General features: G+C 44.2%; 15 protein-coding genes. 13 read left to right on the forward strand and 2 right to left on the reverse strand.

Annotation, left to right across the window (positions count from 1 at the left end; all coding sequences use genetic code 11):
- Positions 1-28: 28 nt before the first annotated feature.
- The 13 genes from infA (at position 29) to ctlX (ending at position 11,813) form a co-directional block, all read left to right on the forward strand.
- On the forward strand, positions 29-244 hold the full coding sequence (infA, locus tag ACRD7P_RS07710) for a translation initiation factor IF-1 (RefSeq protein WP_013305172.1): 216 nt from the start codon (positions 29-31) through the stop codon (positions 242-244).
- A 97-nt stretch (positions 245-341) separates the two neighbouring features.
- Positions 342-458 carry a type B 50S ribosomal protein L36 gene (gene ykgO, locus ACRD7P_RS07715; protein ID WP_013305171.1) on the forward strand — a complete coding sequence of 39 codons (117 nt, stop codon included), beginning with the start codon at positions 342-344 and terminating at the stop codon, positions 456-458.
- Between the two features lie 2 nt (positions 459-460).
- Positions 461-835 carry a 30S ribosomal protein S13 gene (rpsM, locus tag ACRD7P_RS07720; protein WP_430906966.1) on the forward strand — a complete coding sequence of 125 codons (375 nt, stop codon included), beginning with the start codon at positions 461-463 and terminating at the stop codon, positions 833-835.
- 99 nt (positions 836-934) lie between these two features.
- On the forward strand, positions 935-1,327 hold the full coding sequence (rpsK, locus tag ACRD7P_RS07725; protein ID WP_430906967.1) for a 30S ribosomal protein S11: 393 nt from the start codon (positions 935-937) through the stop codon (positions 1,325-1,327).
- A gap of 90 nt (positions 1,328-1,417) precedes the next feature.
- Entirely contained in the window at positions 1,418-2,023 is a 606-nt protein-coding gene (gene rpsD, locus ACRD7P_RS07730; RefSeq protein WP_430906968.1) for a 30S ribosomal protein S4, read from the forward strand.
- 19 nt (positions 2,024-2,042) lie between these two features.
- Positions 2,043-3,035: a DNA-directed RNA polymerase subunit alpha gene (locus ACRD7P_RS07735; RefSeq protein ID WP_430906969.1), complete on the forward strand. Its 993-nt coding sequence runs from the start codon at positions 2,043-2,045 to the stop codon at positions 3,033-3,035.
- Positions 3,036-3,088: 53 nt separating this feature from the next.
- Positions 3,089-3,622: a 50S ribosomal protein L17 gene (gene rplQ / locus ACRD7P_RS07740; RefSeq protein ID WP_430906970.1), complete on the forward strand. Its 534-nt coding sequence runs from the start codon at positions 3,089-3,091 to the stop codon at positions 3,620-3,622.
- A 94-nt stretch (positions 3,623-3,716) separates the two neighbouring features.
- Positions 3,717-4,841 carry a glutamine-hydrolyzing carbamoyl-phosphate synthase small subunit gene (gene carA, locus ACRD7P_RS07745; protein WP_430906971.1) on the forward strand — a complete coding sequence of 375 codons (1,125 nt, stop codon included), beginning with the start codon at positions 3,717-3,719 and terminating at the stop codon, positions 4,839-4,841.
- Positions 4,842-5,082: 241 nt separating this feature from the next.
- Complete coding sequence (gene eno / locus ACRD7P_RS07750; protein ID WP_430906972.1) at positions 5,083-6,375, forward strand: phosphopyruvate hydratase; 1,293 nt, start codon at positions 5,083-5,085, stop codon at positions 6,373-6,375.
- Between the two features lie 292 nt (positions 6,376-6,667).
- The gene (locus ACRD7P_RS07755) at positions 6,668-8,203 is read left to right on the forward strand and encodes a glycogen synthase (protein ID WP_430906973.1); all 1,536 of its coding nucleotides are present in this window, start codon (positions 6,668-6,670) and stop codon (positions 8,201-8,203) included.
- A 117-nt stretch (positions 8,204-8,320) separates the two neighbouring features.
- Positions 8,321-9,607 carry a citrate synthase gene (locus ACRD7P_RS07760; RefSeq protein ID WP_430906974.1) on the forward strand — a complete coding sequence of 429 codons (1,287 nt, stop codon included), beginning with the start codon at positions 8,321-8,323 and terminating at the stop codon, positions 9,605-9,607.
- Between the two features lie 81 nt (positions 9,608-9,688).
- A complete protein-coding gene (locus ACRD7P_RS07765) occupies positions 9,689-10,600 on the forward strand; it encodes a dimethylarginine dimethylaminohydrolase family protein (RefSeq protein ID WP_430906975.1) in 912 nt (303 codons plus the stop codon).
- A 262-nt stretch (positions 10,601-10,862) separates the two neighbouring features.
- Entirely contained in the window at positions 10,863-11,813 is a 951-nt protein-coding gene (gene ctlX, locus ACRD7P_RS07770) for a citrulline utilization hydrolase CtlX (protein WP_430906976.1), read from the forward strand.
- Between the two features lie 146 nt (positions 11,814-11,959).
- On the opposite strand, the gene ACRD7P_RS07775 is transcribed toward ctlX, so the two are convergent.
- Both ACRD7P_RS07775 and ACRD7P_RS07780 read right to left on the reverse strand, forming a co-directional pair.
- On the reverse strand, positions 11,960-13,438 hold the full coding sequence (locus ACRD7P_RS07775; RefSeq protein WP_430906977.1) for a BCCT family transporter: 1,479 nt from the start codon (positions 13,436-13,438) through the stop codon (positions 11,960-11,962).
- Between the two features lie 85 nt (positions 13,439-13,523).
- The gene (locus ACRD7P_RS07780; RefSeq protein WP_430906978.1) at positions 13,524-14,948 is read right to left on the reverse strand and encodes an SDR family oxidoreductase; all 1,425 of its coding nucleotides are present in this window, start codon (positions 14,946-14,948) and stop codon (positions 13,524-13,526) included.
- Positions 14,949-15,000: the final 52 nt, after the last annotated feature.

The raw sequence follows: 15,000 nt of genomic DNA on the forward strand, positions 1-15,000 counted from the left end.
TTCTAAAGCCTGTTGAAAAGGGAATACTATGGCGAAACAAGCAGCAATAGAGCAAGATGGAAGTATTATCGAAGCATTGTCCAATGCGATGTTTCGGGTAGAATTGGAAAATGGGCATGTAGTTACCGCACATATTTCCGGAAAGATGCGTATGCATTACATAAAGTTGCTTCCCGGAGATAAGGTAAAGTTGGAAATGAGTCCGTACGATTTAACAAAAGCACGGATAACCTATAGGTACTAAGTCGTTTTGTAACCAAAGCGATAGCAAGGATAAAGGATACGGGAGAACAACTACCGGTCCGCAAAAGTAGATAAAGGCAGTAGTAAAATATAAGGACGTGAAAGTAAGAGCATCAGTTAAGAAAAGAAGTGCCGACTGCAAAATTGTTCGCAGAAAGGGCAGGTTGTACGTAATCAACAAAAAGAATCCTAGGTTTAAACAAAGACAAGGCTAGTTATGGCAAGAATTGCAGGTATAGATGTACCAAAACAGAAAAGGGGCGTTATCGCGTTGACTTACATCTTTGGTATCGGGAAAAGCAGGGCAAAGGAAATTTTGGCCGTTGCAAAGGTGAATGAAGATACCAAGGTATCGGATTGGAACGATGATGAGATAGGACGCATCCGTGATGCCGTTGGTTCCTACACCATCGAAGGAGAGCTTCGTTCCGAGACGCAGTTGAACATCAAACGTCTTATGGATATCGGTTGTTACCGGGGTATTCGCCACAGATCTGGTTTGCCGTTGAGAGGACAACGTACAAAAAACAATTCCAGGACAAGAAAAGGAAAACGTAAAACAGTTGCCAACAAGAAAAAGGCTACTAAATAATAAATAGTCATTAGTATTTAGACGTTAGAAGAATCTGTTTGAAATGTAAAAGTCTAGGATTCCAATAACTAAGAACTAACAACTAGAAACTAAAAGAATATGGCAAAGACAAATGCAAAAGCCGCTAAAAAGCGAAAGGTAGTTATCGAATCTGTAGGAGAGGCCCACGTAACGGCTTCTTTTAACAATATCATTATTTCCTTGACCAATAAAAAGGGAGACGTTATTTCATGGTCTTCAGCCGGTAAAATGGGTTTTAGGGGTTCCAAAAAGAATACTCCTTACGCTGCACAGATTGCGGCCGAAGATTGTGCAAAGGTGGCGCACGAAGCCGGTTTGCGAAAGGTAAAGGTATATGTCAAAGGGCCTGGAAACGGAAGGGAGTCCGCAATACGCTCCATACACAACTCCGGAATAGAGGTTACCGAAATTATCGATGTTACCCCAATGCCGCACAACGGGTGTAGGCCTCCAAAGAGAAGAAGAGTTTAAATCACATTAATTTATATTTCAACCGAAGTGTAGTGAACGATTATCGAAGGATAAGCCTTAATTCATAATCACACTTCAAACAATTAGAAAATGGCAAGATATACAGGACCAACTAGTAAAATCGCAAGAAAGTTCGGAGAGGCGATTTATGGAGAGGACAAAGCTTTTGATAAAAAGAGCTACCCACCAGGACAACACGGCCAGAACAGACGTCGTGGAAAACAATCCGAATATTCCGTCCAGTTGATGGAAAAACAAAAAGCAAAGTATACGTACGGTATCCTTGAAAAACAATTTAGAAACCTGTTCGGAAAAGCGAACAGGAGTAAAGGGGTTACCGGTGAAGTGCTCTTACAACTTTGCGAATCCCGTTTGGACAATGTGGTTTTTCGTATGGGAATAGCCCCAACAAGAAGAGGTGCCCGTCAGTTGGTATCCCACAGACACATTACCGTTAACGGAGAGCTGGTAAACATACCATCATACTCTTTAAAGGCCGGTGACGTTGTCGGTGTCCGTGAAAAGTCCAAATCGCTTCAGGCAATCGGAGATGCTCTTTCAGCGAACAGTAAAGTATACGAATGGATCAGCTGGAATTCGGAAAAAATGGAAGGTATTTATATTTCCATTCCCGAAAGAATGCAGATTCCAGAGAATATAAAAGAACAATTAATCGTCGAGTTATACTCAAAATAAACCAACACGGATCCAGATTATGGCATTATTTAATTTTCAGAAACCCGACAAAGTTATAATGATCGATTCCTCAGATTTCAAAGGGAAGTTTGAATTCCGCCCTTTGGAACCTGGTTATGGATTGACTGTTGGAAACGCATTACGAAGGGTATTGCTCTCCGCATTGGAGGGACATGCGATTACTTCGGTACGTATCGACGCCGTGGAACACGAGTTTTCCGTTATTCCGGGAGTCGTGGAAGATGTTACCGAAATGATATTGAACTTGAAACAAGTACGTTTTAAGAAGCAGATAGAAGATTCGGAAGCCGAAACGGTATCCATTTCCGTAAGCGGAAAAAACCAAATGACCGCCGGTGATTTTCAAAAATTCATTTCCGGTTACCAAGTATTGAATCCAGACCTTGTTATTTGTAACATGGATGCCAAGGTGAACATCAACATGGAAATAACCTTGGATAAAGGTCGTGGCTATGTTCCTGCGGAAGAAAACAAAAAGGGTGGTCTTGCACTGGGTACCATTGCTGTAGATTCTATTTTTACACCAGTTAAGAACGTAAAATACAGTATTGAAAACTTTAGGGTAGAACAAAAGACCGATTACGAAAAATTGGTTTTTGAAATCGAGACCGATGGTTCTATACACCCAAAGGACGCGCTTACCGAAGCGGCAAAAGTGTTGATACATCACTTTATGTTGTTCTCCGATGAGCGGATTACCTTGGAGGCTGACGAAATTGCACAGACGGAAACCTATGACGAAGAGTCGTTACACATGCGACAACTGTTAAAGACCAAATTGGTCGATATGGATTTGTCGGTACGTGCATTGAACTGCTTGAAGGCCGCAGAAGTGGACACCCTTGGAGATTTGGTTTCCTTTAATAAAAACGATTTGATGAAGTTTAGGAACTTCGGTAAAAAATCGTTGACAGAATTAGAAGAATTGGTCATCAACAAAGGATTGAGCTTTGGAATGGACCTTTCAAAATACAAATTGGATAAAGATTAATTTATCTTCTATTAGAAGGGAACGTCCCGGACAAGGAAGGCAATAACTAGAAAATGAGACACGGTAAAAAAGTCAATCATTTAGGAAGAAAGTCGGCGCATCGAAAAGCGATGTTGGCCAATATGGCTTGTTCCTTAATTGAACATAAACGAATCAATACCACTGTTGCCAAGGCAAAGGCACTAAAACAGTTTATTGAGCCATTGATTACAAAATCAAAGGCAGAGAACAACGTTACCACTGAAAAGGGAACGCACAACAGGCGTATCGTTTTCAAAAACTTGCGTGACAAGTACGCGGTAAGCGAGTTATTTGGAGCAGTATCGGAAAAAGTAGGTGATCGCCCGGGAGGGTATACCCGAATTATTAAACTGGGTACCCGTTTGGGAGATAACGCCGATATGGCAATGATCGAGTTGGTAGACTTTAACGAGTTGTACAACGCCGACAAGCAAAAGAAGAAAACCACGCGACGAAGCCGTAGGGGCAGCGGTGCCAAAACGCAGACACCACCGGTGGCTGTAGCGGAGGAAAAGACAGCAACTTCTAAAGATATCGAAGCAAAAGCCGATGACTCCGAAGAATAAGATGTCAATAACTAATAATAAATTAAAAAGGATAAGCTTTTAAGCTTATCCTTTTTTTATGTTTTTTTGTGAAATTTTAATAGAGAGATCCCATATGAATTATCAATCGAGAAAAAAAGCATTAGTGTTATTGGCCGACGGCACCATTTTTTATGGTAAATCGGTAGGTGGTAAAGAAGGTACTGCCTTTGGCGAGGTCTGTTTTAATACCGGAATGACGGGATATCAGGAAATTTTTACCGACCCATCCTATTTTGGGCAGATCATGGTGACCACAAATGCCCATATCGGTAATTACGGTACCAATGTTGAAGAGGTGGAATCCGACGGTATAAAGATCGCCGGCCTTATCTGCCGTAACTTTAGTTATGAGTATTCCAGACCGATTGCCGACAGTGGTTTGGAAACGTTTTTAGAGCAAAACGGTCTCTTCGCAATTTCGGATGTGGACACCAGGGCCTTAGTGAGCTACATACGGGATAATGGTGCCATGAACGCGGTAATATCTACGGAAGTCGACGCTATAGAGGAGTTAAAGAAAAAACTTGCCGCCATACCAAGTATGGAAGGCTTGGAACTCGCTTCCAAAGTATCCACTACGGAACCTTATTTTTATGGAGAGGAAAATGCCGCAATAAAAATTGCCGCACTCGATATTGGTATCAAAAAGAATATTTTACGAAACCTTGCTAAGCGGGGCGCCTGTATAAAAGTGTTTCCGTACAACACCCCTTTTGAAGATTTAAAAGCATGGGCTCCCGATGGTTATTTTATTTCGAACGGTCCCGGGGATCCACAGCCGCTTAACGATGCCATAGCTACGGCAAAGCAAATGATTCAAACGGATAAACCGGTTTTTGGAATATGCTTGGGGCATCAAGTGATCGCCCTGGCGAATGGCATCGATACCTATAAGATGCACAATGGGCACCGCGGTATCAATCACCCTATCATGAACCTGTTGACGGGCAAGGGAGAGATTACTTCCCAAAACCACGGTTTTGCGATCAATAGAGAACAAACGGAGGCGCACCCGGATCTTGAGATTACCCATGTACACTTAAACGATCAAACGGTAGCGGGAATACGCATGAAGGACAAAAATGTTTTTTCGGTACAGTACCACCCCGAAGCCAGTCCGGGACCGCACGATGCCGAATACCTGTTCGATACTTTTTTCGACATGATCAAAGCGAACGATTCGGTTGCCGTATCCTAGTTTAAATTAGTGTTATATCACATTTCCAAAGTGTATTGTGCGACCTTGGTTCCGTATCTTTGCGCTTTTTGCACTCAAATTGCGTTTTTTAGCGCATCAGATGTTTCTGGATAAAGGCTTTTTTTAAGCCGCTGAGCTGGGTTACTAAGCTTAAAAGAAATAGTGGTGCAAAAGATAATTTTGAAAAGAATTACAAAAACTCAAGATGAGTTCTTTAAAAACAACTGAAAAAAAATAACAAATGAGTATCATTCTTAGTGTTCATGCAAGACAGATTTTAGATTCTAGGGGAAATCCGACGGTAGAGGTAGACGTTATTACCGAAAATGGAGTAATGGGAAGGGCCGCAGTACCTTCCGGAGCTTCCACAGGGGAGCATGAAGCTGTCGAGTTGCGCGATGGGGGCAATACGTTTATGGGCAAGGGGGTCGCTAAGGCCGTTGCCAACGTAAACACCGCCATTGCAGAGGAAATTTTGGGAATGTCGGTATTTGAACAAAACCTGGTCGATCAGGTTATGATCGATTTGGATGGTACTCCGAACAAATCAAAGCTCGGTGCAAACGCCATATTGGGTGTTTCCCTGGCCGTGGCAAAGGCGGCCGCTAATGAACTGGGAATGTCCCTTTTCCGTTACGTAGGCGGTGTAAGCGCAAATACGTTGCCGGTACCGATGATGAATATCATCAATGGCGGTTCCCATTCCGATGCGCCGATCGCTTTTCAGGAGTTTATGGTAATGCCCGTGAAGGCAAAGAGCTTTTCGCATTCCATGCAGATGGGGACCGAAATATTCCACAACCTCAAAAAAGTATTGCACGATAGAGGTTTGAGCACCGCGGTAGGCGATGAGGGCGGGTTTGCCCCAAACCTTGAAGGTGGTACGGAGGATGCGCTGGATACCATCGCCAAAGCGGTAGACAAGGCAGGGTACAAGTTGGGTGACGATGTTATGATCGCACTGGACTGTGCCGCAGCGGAATTTTTTGTGGATGGAAAATACGATTATACCAAGTTCGAGGGCGATAAAGGAATGGTGCGTACATCGGAAGAGCAGGCACAATACCTGGCCGACCTTAGTGCAAAATATCCGATCATTTCCATTGAGGACGGAATGGATGAAAATGACTGGGACGGCTGGAAAGCCCTTACCGATAAGATCGGTGATAAGGTACAATTGGTAGGCGACGATTTGTTCGTGACCAATGTAGAACGCTTGTCACGAGGGATCGAGAACGGTATCGCCAACTCCATTTTGATCAAGGTAAACCAGATTGGAACACTTACCGAAACCATTGCGGCGGTCAACATGGCCAAAAACGCGGGATATACCTCAGTAATGTCGCACCGTTCCGGTGAAACCGAGGACAATACGATCGCCGATCTTGCCGTAGCATTGAATACGGGTCAGATCAAGACCGGTTCGGCCTCCCGTTCCGATAGAATGGCAAAGTACAATCAGTTGTTGCGCATAGAGGAAGAATTGGGAGCGGTAGCATACTACCCTCAAGAAAAAGCCTTCAAGCTAAGCTAATACCATTTCTGGTGTTAAATTACCCATTAAAAATTGTTCTTTTCCGTGTATGCTTCAAAATAAAATCCAACCATAGCTACTGCTATGCTTGGGTTTTCTTTTTCGCCTACCCAAAAAATTCCTGGTTTTTATTTACGTAATTTAACACCAGAAATGGTATAGGAAGGCGCTTTTCCCGATATAAAAACCTATTCGTTTTCCTGATGGAATCGAATAGGTTTTTTTGGTTTTAGGAGCAACGTGGTAAACGAATTTTGAATATCTTGTAGCGTTTGAACAATAGGAAAACCACATGAACAATTTTTTATTCGTAGCGGCAGAGAACGACGCTATTCCAGATTGTAAAGCAGGAGGTATGGGAGATGTAGTACGCGATGTACCGCGTCAAATTTCCGCTATGGGCGACAAGGTGCATGTTGTTGTGCCATCCTATGGCCGTTTGCACCAGGGGGGTACGTTTAAAACACACCTCAATTTTCCGTTACGCGGTACCACATATACGGCCGATTTTTACGAGGTCATCCCCAAAAAGGAGTTTAAGAACGTACACCACTATGTAATCCACCACCCGGAGATAGAGGAGGGGGATATTGCCCATATTTACCATAACGATCCTACCGAGCCGTTCTACACCGATGCGATAAAGTATTTTATATTTTGTACCGCAGTTGCCGAAGCATTAAAAAAAGAGGCTTTCGGCAAATTGGATGTGGTGCACATGCACGATTGGCATTCGAGCCTGGTACTCTTTTTAAAGAAGTATCACCCTTCCTATAGTTCGTTGAAGAAAATGCGATACGTGTACAGCATTCACAATTTGGCGATACAGGGCATTCGTCCTTTTGAAGATAACTATTCCTCGTTGAGCACGTGGTTTCCCGAGATCAATTATGATGAGAAAGCCTTGATGGATTATCGATATCGGGACTGTATCAATCTGATGGCCGTTGGCATTCGATTGGCCGATGCCGTACATACCGTGTCGCCCTCGTATAAAGAAGATGTACTAAAACCGAGTTCCCCGCCGGAGTTTATCGGTGGCGAAGGGTTGGAGACCGATTTGATAAAAGCGGAGAACGAAGGGCGGCTGTTCGGTATACTGAACGGCTGTAACTACAATAACGTTCGCGTTGCCGATACCGGAAAACTGTATCGCAATACCGTAAAGGCACTTTTCAGATGGTTACAGGAAGAATCTAAAAAATACAAGGCGGACTTCCTGGCCCATACCGGAGAGAAGGTAATGGAGTATGTGGCCAATCATCCAAAGTTTATCGTTTCGAGCGTGGCCCGGTTAACGGAACAAAAGTTCTATTTCTTCAAACGCTCTCCAGAGGCCTTTGAACAACTGTTGCAAAAGCTTGAGGCCGTTGGTGGTATTTTTATGCTGTTGGGTACTGGCGCCCCGGAGTATGAAGCACTTTTTCGGGATATGAGTTATGCGCACCGGAATTTTATTTTCACCAATGGGCAATCGGAAGACCTTATCGATTCGATTTATTTGGAATCCGACCTCTATTTCATGCCCAGCCTTTTCGAACCCTGCGGTATCAGCCAAATGTTGGCCATGCGAAACGGAAATCCTTGTTTGGTGCACCATACGGGCGGTCTTACGGATACCGTTGCACACATGAAAACCGGCTTCGCCTTTGATGGCGATACCTACGACGAAAAAATCCGGAACATGTTGTCCAGTTTCGATATGGCGCTCGATGTTTTCCAGAACGATAAGAAAAAATGGAAGCAGATACAGACGGCGGCCAAAAAGAAGCGGTTTACTTGGGAAAAATCGGTATCGAAGTATTATGAACAACTGTATTTGCTGTAAAGGAAATCACCAGCTTTAAGAGCGTTAATAAATGTCTAAATCAGGGAGTCTGAATTGTTAACGTCCCCTGTTTTTCTTACCTTCGCGACTCACTTAAAAATTAAGTAATCACAACAAATGACAGATAAAGCTACTTTAGAATACAACGGTAAAAAATACGATTTTCCTATTGTCAAAGGAACGGAAGACGAGTTGGCGATCGATATCAAAACATTGCGATCGGCTACGGGTGGTATTACCACTATAGATCCGGGATATAAAAACACTGGTTCTTGTTCCAGTGCAATTACCTTTCTTGATGGGGAAAAAGGAATTTTGAGGTACCGGGGATATTCTATTGAGGAATTGGCCGAAAAGGCCGATTTTTTGGAGGTGGCCTATTTGTTGATTTTTGGAGAATTACCTAATAAGCAGGAGTTGGACAAATTTCACGCCGATATTAAAGAAGAATCGAACGTGGATGAGGAGATGAAGAAGATTTTGGACAGCTTTCCAAAAACGGCCCATCCTATGGGCGTGTTGTCCTCTTTGACCAGTGCCCTGATCGCTTTTAATCCTTCTACGGTAGATGTTTCCTCCGATGAGGCCATGTACCATGCCATAGTACGGATTATGGCCAAGTTTCCCGTATTGGTCGCTTGGACGATGCGAAAAAAGAAAGGCCTTCCGTTGGATTATGGCGACGATACCCTGGGTTATGTGGAGAACATCCATAAAATGATGTTCAAAAAACCGACCCAGACCTATCAAAAAAATCAAATCGTTATCGAGGCTTTAGACCAATTACTGATTTTACATGCCGATCATGAGCAGAATTGTTCTACCTCTACGGTGCGTATCGTCGGATCGTCACATGCAGGGCTGTTCGCTTCGTTATCCGCAGGGATTTCCGCACTGTGGGGACCTTTGCACGGTGGTGCCAACCAAGCGGTTTTGGAAATGTTGGAGGCCATAGAGAACGATGGTGGCGACACCAAAAAGTATATGGCAAAAGCAAAGGATAAAAGCGACCCGTTCCGGCTTATGGGCTTTGGACACCGGGTATATAAAAATTTCGATCCGAGAGCAAAAATCATTAAAAAGGCTGCCGATAGGGTGCTCGGCGATCTTGGCATCAAAGACCCTATTTTGGATATTGCAAAAGGTTTGGAAAAAGAAGCCCTGGAAGACCCTTATTTTGTCGATAGAAAGTTATATCCGAACGTAGATTTTTACTCGGGAATCATTTATAGGGCATTGGGAATACCCACCGAAATGTTTACCGTAATGTTCGCTTTGGGCCGCCTACCGGGATGGATCGCACAGTGGCGCGAAATGCGTTTGAACAACGAGCCCATCGGTCGTCCGCGTCAAGTGTACACCGGAGAAAATTACCGCCCTTTCGTAGGGGTCAACGAGCGATAACAACGAACTGCTTGCATATAATATCGAACCCTTTCATATTCTTGAAAGGGTTTTTTTTACCACTATCCAAAATTGTGATTCATGCTCCATCTAAACGTTAACGACGAAATTTCACGACTTAAGGCGGTCGTGCTGGGAACCGCAGAAAACAATGGACCGGTCCCGAAAGCGGAGGAGGCCTATGATCCAAAATCATTGGAACATATTTTAGCGGGAACCTATCCGAAGGAATCCGATATGATTACCGAAATGAATGCCTTCGATGCGGTACTCAAAAAATATGGCGTTTCCGTTTTTCGGCCCGAGGTGCTCAAGGACTGTAATCAAATTTTCTCTCGCGATATTGCCTTTGTAATCGAAAACAAGTTGGTAAAGGCGAATATTTTACCGGACAGGGAAAAAGAGTTCGAGGCCATCTTTCATGTATTGGAATACATCGATCCCCAACACATTTTAATTCCACCGGAGGAGGTTCATGTAGAAGGAGGCGATGTCATGCCCTGGAACGATCATATTTTTATGGGTACCTATACCGCGGCCGACTATCCCGATCAGATTACCGCACGCACCAATGCGCAGGCGGTACGGTTTATCAAACAACAGTTTCCGAACAAGACGGTAAAAGCCTTTGAATTAAGAAAGTCAAAAAACGCCAGGGAAAATGCCCTTCACCTCGATTGTTGCTTTCAACCTTTGGGAAAAGGAAAGGCGATCCTACATAAAAATGGGTTTTTAGTGGAGGCGGAATACCAATGGTTGGTCGATTTTTTTGGGGAGGAAAACATCTTTGAAATTACTTCCGACGAAATGTACCATATGTTCAGTAATGTATTCTCCATTTCGCCAGATGTGGTCGTTTCCGAACAAAATTTCAAAAGACTGAACAACTGGCTTCGCGAACAAGGGTTTACCGTAGAAGAAATACCGTACTCCGAAATCGCAAAGCAGGAGGGATTGCTTCGTTGTAGTACGTTACCGCTGATTCGAGAGTAATCTTTTCTCAACAAATTAAGGGATCTCTGTGCGCTGATATGAAGCGGAGGTGTTCGTTTTACCTGATTATTTTTCTTTTACGCAAAGCGTGGTGTTCAGCGGCCCCGTTCATCGTTTTTTACTGAAATCTGGATGGGGAAACGTTGAAAAAAATCTAATTTTACAATCCGAAAGAATCCGATTCTTTCGATGTCCTATAATCTGATAGAAGTCGAACCAATCGGTCTTATACCATTTTAACTCGTTCCAATACATACCGTGCATGCAGATTACCAATACCATTTTAATGATTCGTCCCGTCAATTTTCGAATGAACGAGCAAACGGCGGTCAATAATTATTTTCAGGAGCAACTTTCCATTCAAAACGTAGAAATCAATAAAAAGGCACAAATGGAATTCGATGCCTTTGTTGCCGTTTTAAGAACGCATGGGGTCAACGTAATCGTAATCGATGATACCGAGGAGCCCAACACGCCAGATTCCATTTTCCCCAATAATTGGATCTCGTTCCACGCCAATGGAACCATTGCCGTGTATCCAATGTTCGCCGAAAACAGAAGAAACGAACGGCGCGAGGATATTTTTGATGTGCTGGAGGAAGCCGGTTTTCGGATCGATACCGTTGTAGATTATACCGCCGCAGAGGAAGAAGGTTATTTTTTGGAAGGTACGGGTAGTATTTTAAAAGATAGGGTTCATCAAAAAGCGTATTGCGCGCTCTCCGAACGGGCGCATGAAGAACTTTTTATTGAGTTTTGCGAGGACTTTGACTGTTTCCCGGTCATCTTTACGGCCAACCAAACCGTAAACAGTGAACGATTGCCCATTTATCATACCAATGTGATGATGGCCATGGCCGAGCACTTTGCAATCATTAATTTGGATGCCATTGATAATAAAAAAGAGCGCAAGGAAGTAATGCACCACTTAAAGACGGATGGAAAGGAAATCATTCCGATTACCGACGAACAAATGCATCAATTTGCGGGAAACATGCTGCAGGTAGTGGGTGCCGACGACGAAAGGTTTATGGTGATGAGTACCGCTGCATATAAAAGTTTGCGACCCGATCAAGTTACCGCTATAGAAAAGCATTGTAGCATTATCCATAGCCCGTTGGATACTATCGAGACCTGCGGGGGAGGGAGCGCCCGTTGTATGATGGCCGAAGTGTTTTTGCCTTTGCGGAGCGTGCTGAAAACCGCTAAGTAGGGGGGATTCATGGGTTGTAGACGTTGGTTGAAAGGATGCACTTTAACGCAAGGCGTTCCTCCGGGTACCCTGAGCTACAAATTTCTAACCCGTCTTATGCATTAGGAAATGGCGTATTGCCAACTGTTTGCTGCATAACGGTTTGGTTATCGTTTCACCAAGGTTTTGACGAACAACCATGACATTGGTATGATTAGAAGGGCAAAGGGCAAGGAAGTGATGATCAGCAATTTTTGTACGGCGCTCAACACATCTATTTCGGCCTTGGCCGTTCCCAATAGCAATAGCGCCATGGTGGCCAATAGCACGAACACCGACCAAAGGAACCGATGCATTTTAGCGGGTTCCTTTTTTCCGTTGTCCGTAAACATACTTAGCACAAAAACGGCGGAATCGATCGATGTGACCAAAAAACCGATGAGAAGAAAAATGGTAATGCCGCTCCAAAGTGCAGGGAACGGATAGCTTTCAAAAAAGATAAAAATAGAAGAAAATACATTGCCAAATTCTCCTTGATAGGCGCCGCTATCGGCAATGGTTTGAAACGCAGCGGTACCGAATACCGAAAACCAGAAAAAAGTACCCAAAGAAGGAATGAACAACACGCCCAATAATAATTGCCGTAGGGTTCGCCCTTTAGAAATACGGGCAATAAAAATCCCGGTGAAAGGTGCCCAGGCCAACCAAAATGCCCAGTAGTAGAAAGTCCAATCCGTCAAAAAGGCGATACCCGGATCATAGTTGCCCAAGGCCAAACTCATAGGGATAAACTCTACGATATAAGCATACAAGGCCTGTACAAAGTTCAGCAGAATGGTGGAAACATCGCTTAAAAAAAAGATAAGGGCAAGTAAGGTCATCGTAATGAGGATATTTACCTTCGATATGATCTTGATTCCCTTGTCTATTCCTTTCCAAGCAGAGTAAAAGGCGATAAGTGCGATTCCTGAAACCAAGGAAAGGGTAGTGCCCAACCCGAAGTCTACAGAAAACAAATGATCAAGGCCCCCTTTTATTTGCGTGGTCCCAAGACCAAGGGCCGCAATAAGACCAAATACGGTGGTGATGACCACAATGATGTCGATGATACCCAATACCGTTTTATTGGAAATGGAATCGGATACCGTGGCACTGACCAGCACGGCCTTTTTGCGAACGAACAGGGCGTATCCCACAACCATGGCAAATAGCCCATAAAAAGCCCAAGCGGTAAAGCCCCATTGGTAGAACGTAAACTCCAGCGCTAAAATTTCCGGGCTGTGATTGCTAGGAAAAGGTGGGTTTTGCTGCATGAATACCGGTTCTTGAACGGCCCTTAGCAAAATGCCGGCGCCCATTCCTGCACTGTATAGCATAGCGGTCCACGCCCAAAGCGAATGTTCGGGGGTGCTGTCCTTGGCCCCTAGTCTGATGTTTCCGAAAGGAGAGCATGCAATGCCCACCAACAGCAGCACACAGCCAAGCCCCAGATAAAGATAAAAATGGCCAAAATGGTTCCTCACCCATATAGAACCCGTTTCAATGCTTGCATAACTCGCTTCGGTAGCAAAAAAAACGACCGCGGTGAAGGCAAGGATCAAGCCAATTGAAATCGATAAAATGGCATTGTTGAAAAGAATTTTCACCAGCTAAAATGGGTTTGAAAGAAGTTTAACATGCGCCCACGACCGCAGGGAGCTAGGCATAGTTGCTTATAAGCAATTCCCGAAATCATGCTTTTACGATATTCCGGATCATTCCCCCAAAAATAAAATAATGAAGGGGAACAATGCTATACCAGTACAAGCGACCACGAAGTCCTCGGGGCCTGAACGTGGCGGTTTGGTGCAACACGTTGGCATCATCGATACGGAACTCCAGCCAGGCTTCACCGGGCAAACGCATTTCGGCAAAGAGCAAAAGCCGTTTTTCTTTTTTATCGGCCAGGAGTACCCGCCAGAAATCCAAGGCGTCGCCAGGGTATAGCTTGTCCGGATGTGTTCGTCCCCTTCGGAGCCCTACGCCTCCGAACAGCTTATCGATAACGCCCCGTAGTTGCCATAGCCAATTGCCATAGTACCAACCCTGTTGTCCTCCGATTTTCCAAATATTCCTTAATACCCGTTCGGTATCCTTGACCGGTAACTTCTGTTCATCTTTGAGGATCCCATATTTAGGTACCTGTATGTACTTTCCCAAATCTTTTTGAAAGCGGCCGCTGACCATACTGTCTTTCCAACTGCTGACCACCTGGTTTTGTGCGATTTTTTTAAAGGCCATGTCGATGGCCGCCGTATAGGAATGGGTAGTAATTCCAAGAAGGTCTTGGAGCCGTGTATCGTTTGCCACCACTTCGATCTTCATACTGTCAACCAGGTTCATGGCCAGTTTATAGGAAGTAGAGGTAACAAAATAAAGCCAGTAGGAAGATAGTTTGGGGGTCATTACCGGTACCGTAAAAATCCAATTTTTAAATCCTCGTACCGCAGCATACTGATGCATCATTTCCTTATAGGTGAGCACATCGGGTCCGGCAATATCAAAGCCGTCGTTATAGGTTTTTTCATTGCCGAGCACACCGGTCAAAAAGGCAAGTACGTCGCGTATGGCAATAGGTTGTGTTTTGGTGAGCACCCATTTGGGTGTGATCATGAAGGGTAGTTTTTCGCATAGGTCGCGAATAATTTCAAAAGAAGAACTGCCCGAACCAACGATAATCCCTGCTTTGAGTACGGTTAGGGCATAATTTCCCTTGGCCAAGATTTCCTCTACATTTTTGCGCGACCATAAATGTTTGGAAAGGTTTTCATCATTGGAAATCCCACTGAGATAGATAACCTGTTTGGCTTTGGTTTCGGCCAGATAGGCGTTGAAATGGTGGGCGGTAACAGCTTCCATTTCATCGAACTCTTTGGTGGAGGAACGCATGGAGTGAATCAAAAAATAGGCCGCGTCAATATCGTGCGGTACTTTTCCTTTTTGCACCGTTTCCAAAAAATCGATTTCAAGGACCTCGATCCGTGAACGGATTTCGGGATCTATGGAAAGGCGTTCCTCATCGCGTACGGTACACACCAATTGGTGTCCTTGATCCAGTAACAGCGGCAATAGGCGCATACCAATATATCCGTTCGCACCAGTAAGTAGTATTTTCATCTATCGTGTTTACAACATAAGACCATTTCAAAGCTAAAATGGTATACGTCCG

This window comes from Maribacter sp. 2-571 (assembly GCF_050589625.1).
In the GTDB taxonomy this organism is placed as follows: Bacteria; Bacteroidota; Bacteroidia; order Flavobacteriales; family Flavobacteriaceae; genus Pelagihabitans.

Excerpts from the sequence above, each read along its gene's own strand:
- carA (WP_430906971.1), top strand. The coding sequence starts at position 3,717 with ATGAATTATCAATCGAGAAAAAAAGCATTAGTGTTATTGGCCGACGGC.
- infA (WP_013305172.1), top strand. The coding sequence starts at position 29 with ATGGCGAAACAAGCAGCAATAGAGCAAGATGGAAGTATTATCGAAGCA.
- rpsK (WP_430906967.1), top strand. The coding sequence starts at position 935 with ATGGCAAAGACAAATGCAAAAGCCGCTAAAAAGCGAAAGGTAGTTATC.
- rpsD (WP_430906968.1), top strand. The coding sequence starts at position 1,418 with ATGGCAAGATATACAGGACCAACTAGTAAAATCGCAAGAAAGTTCGGA.
- ACRD7P_RS07735 (WP_430906969.1), top strand. The coding sequence starts at position 2,043 with ATGGCATTATTTAATTTTCAGAAACCCGACAAAGTTATAATGATCGAT.
- ACRD7P_RS07780 (WP_430906978.1), bottom strand. The coding sequence starts at position 14,948 with ATGAAAATACTACTTACTGGTGCGAACGGATATATTGGTATGCGCCTA.
- rpsM (WP_430906966.1), top strand. The coding sequence starts at position 461 with ATGGCAAGAATTGCAGGTATAGATGTACCAAAACAGAAAAGGGGCGTT.
- ACRD7P_RS07755 (WP_430906973.1), top strand. The coding sequence starts at position 6,668 with ATGAACAATTTTTTATTCGTAGCGGCAGAGAACGACGCTATTCCAGAT.
- ACRD7P_RS07765 (WP_430906975.1), top strand. The coding sequence starts at position 9,689 with ATGCTCCATCTAAACGTTAACGACGAAATTTCACGACTTAAGGCGGTC.
- ctlX (WP_430906976.1), top strand. The coding sequence starts at position 10,863 with ATGCAGATTACCAATACCATTTTAATGATTCGTCCCGTCAATTTTCGA.
- rplQ (WP_430906970.1), top strand. The coding sequence starts at position 3,089 with ATGAGACACGGTAAAAAAGTCAATCATTTAGGAAGAAAGTCGGCGCAT.
- eno (WP_430906972.1), top strand. The coding sequence starts at position 5,083 with ATGAGTATCATTCTTAGTGTTCATGCAAGACAGATTTTAGATTCTAGG.
- ACRD7P_RS07760 (WP_430906974.1), top strand. The coding sequence starts at position 8,321 with ATGACAGATAAAGCTACTTTAGAATACAACGGTAAAAAATACGATTTT.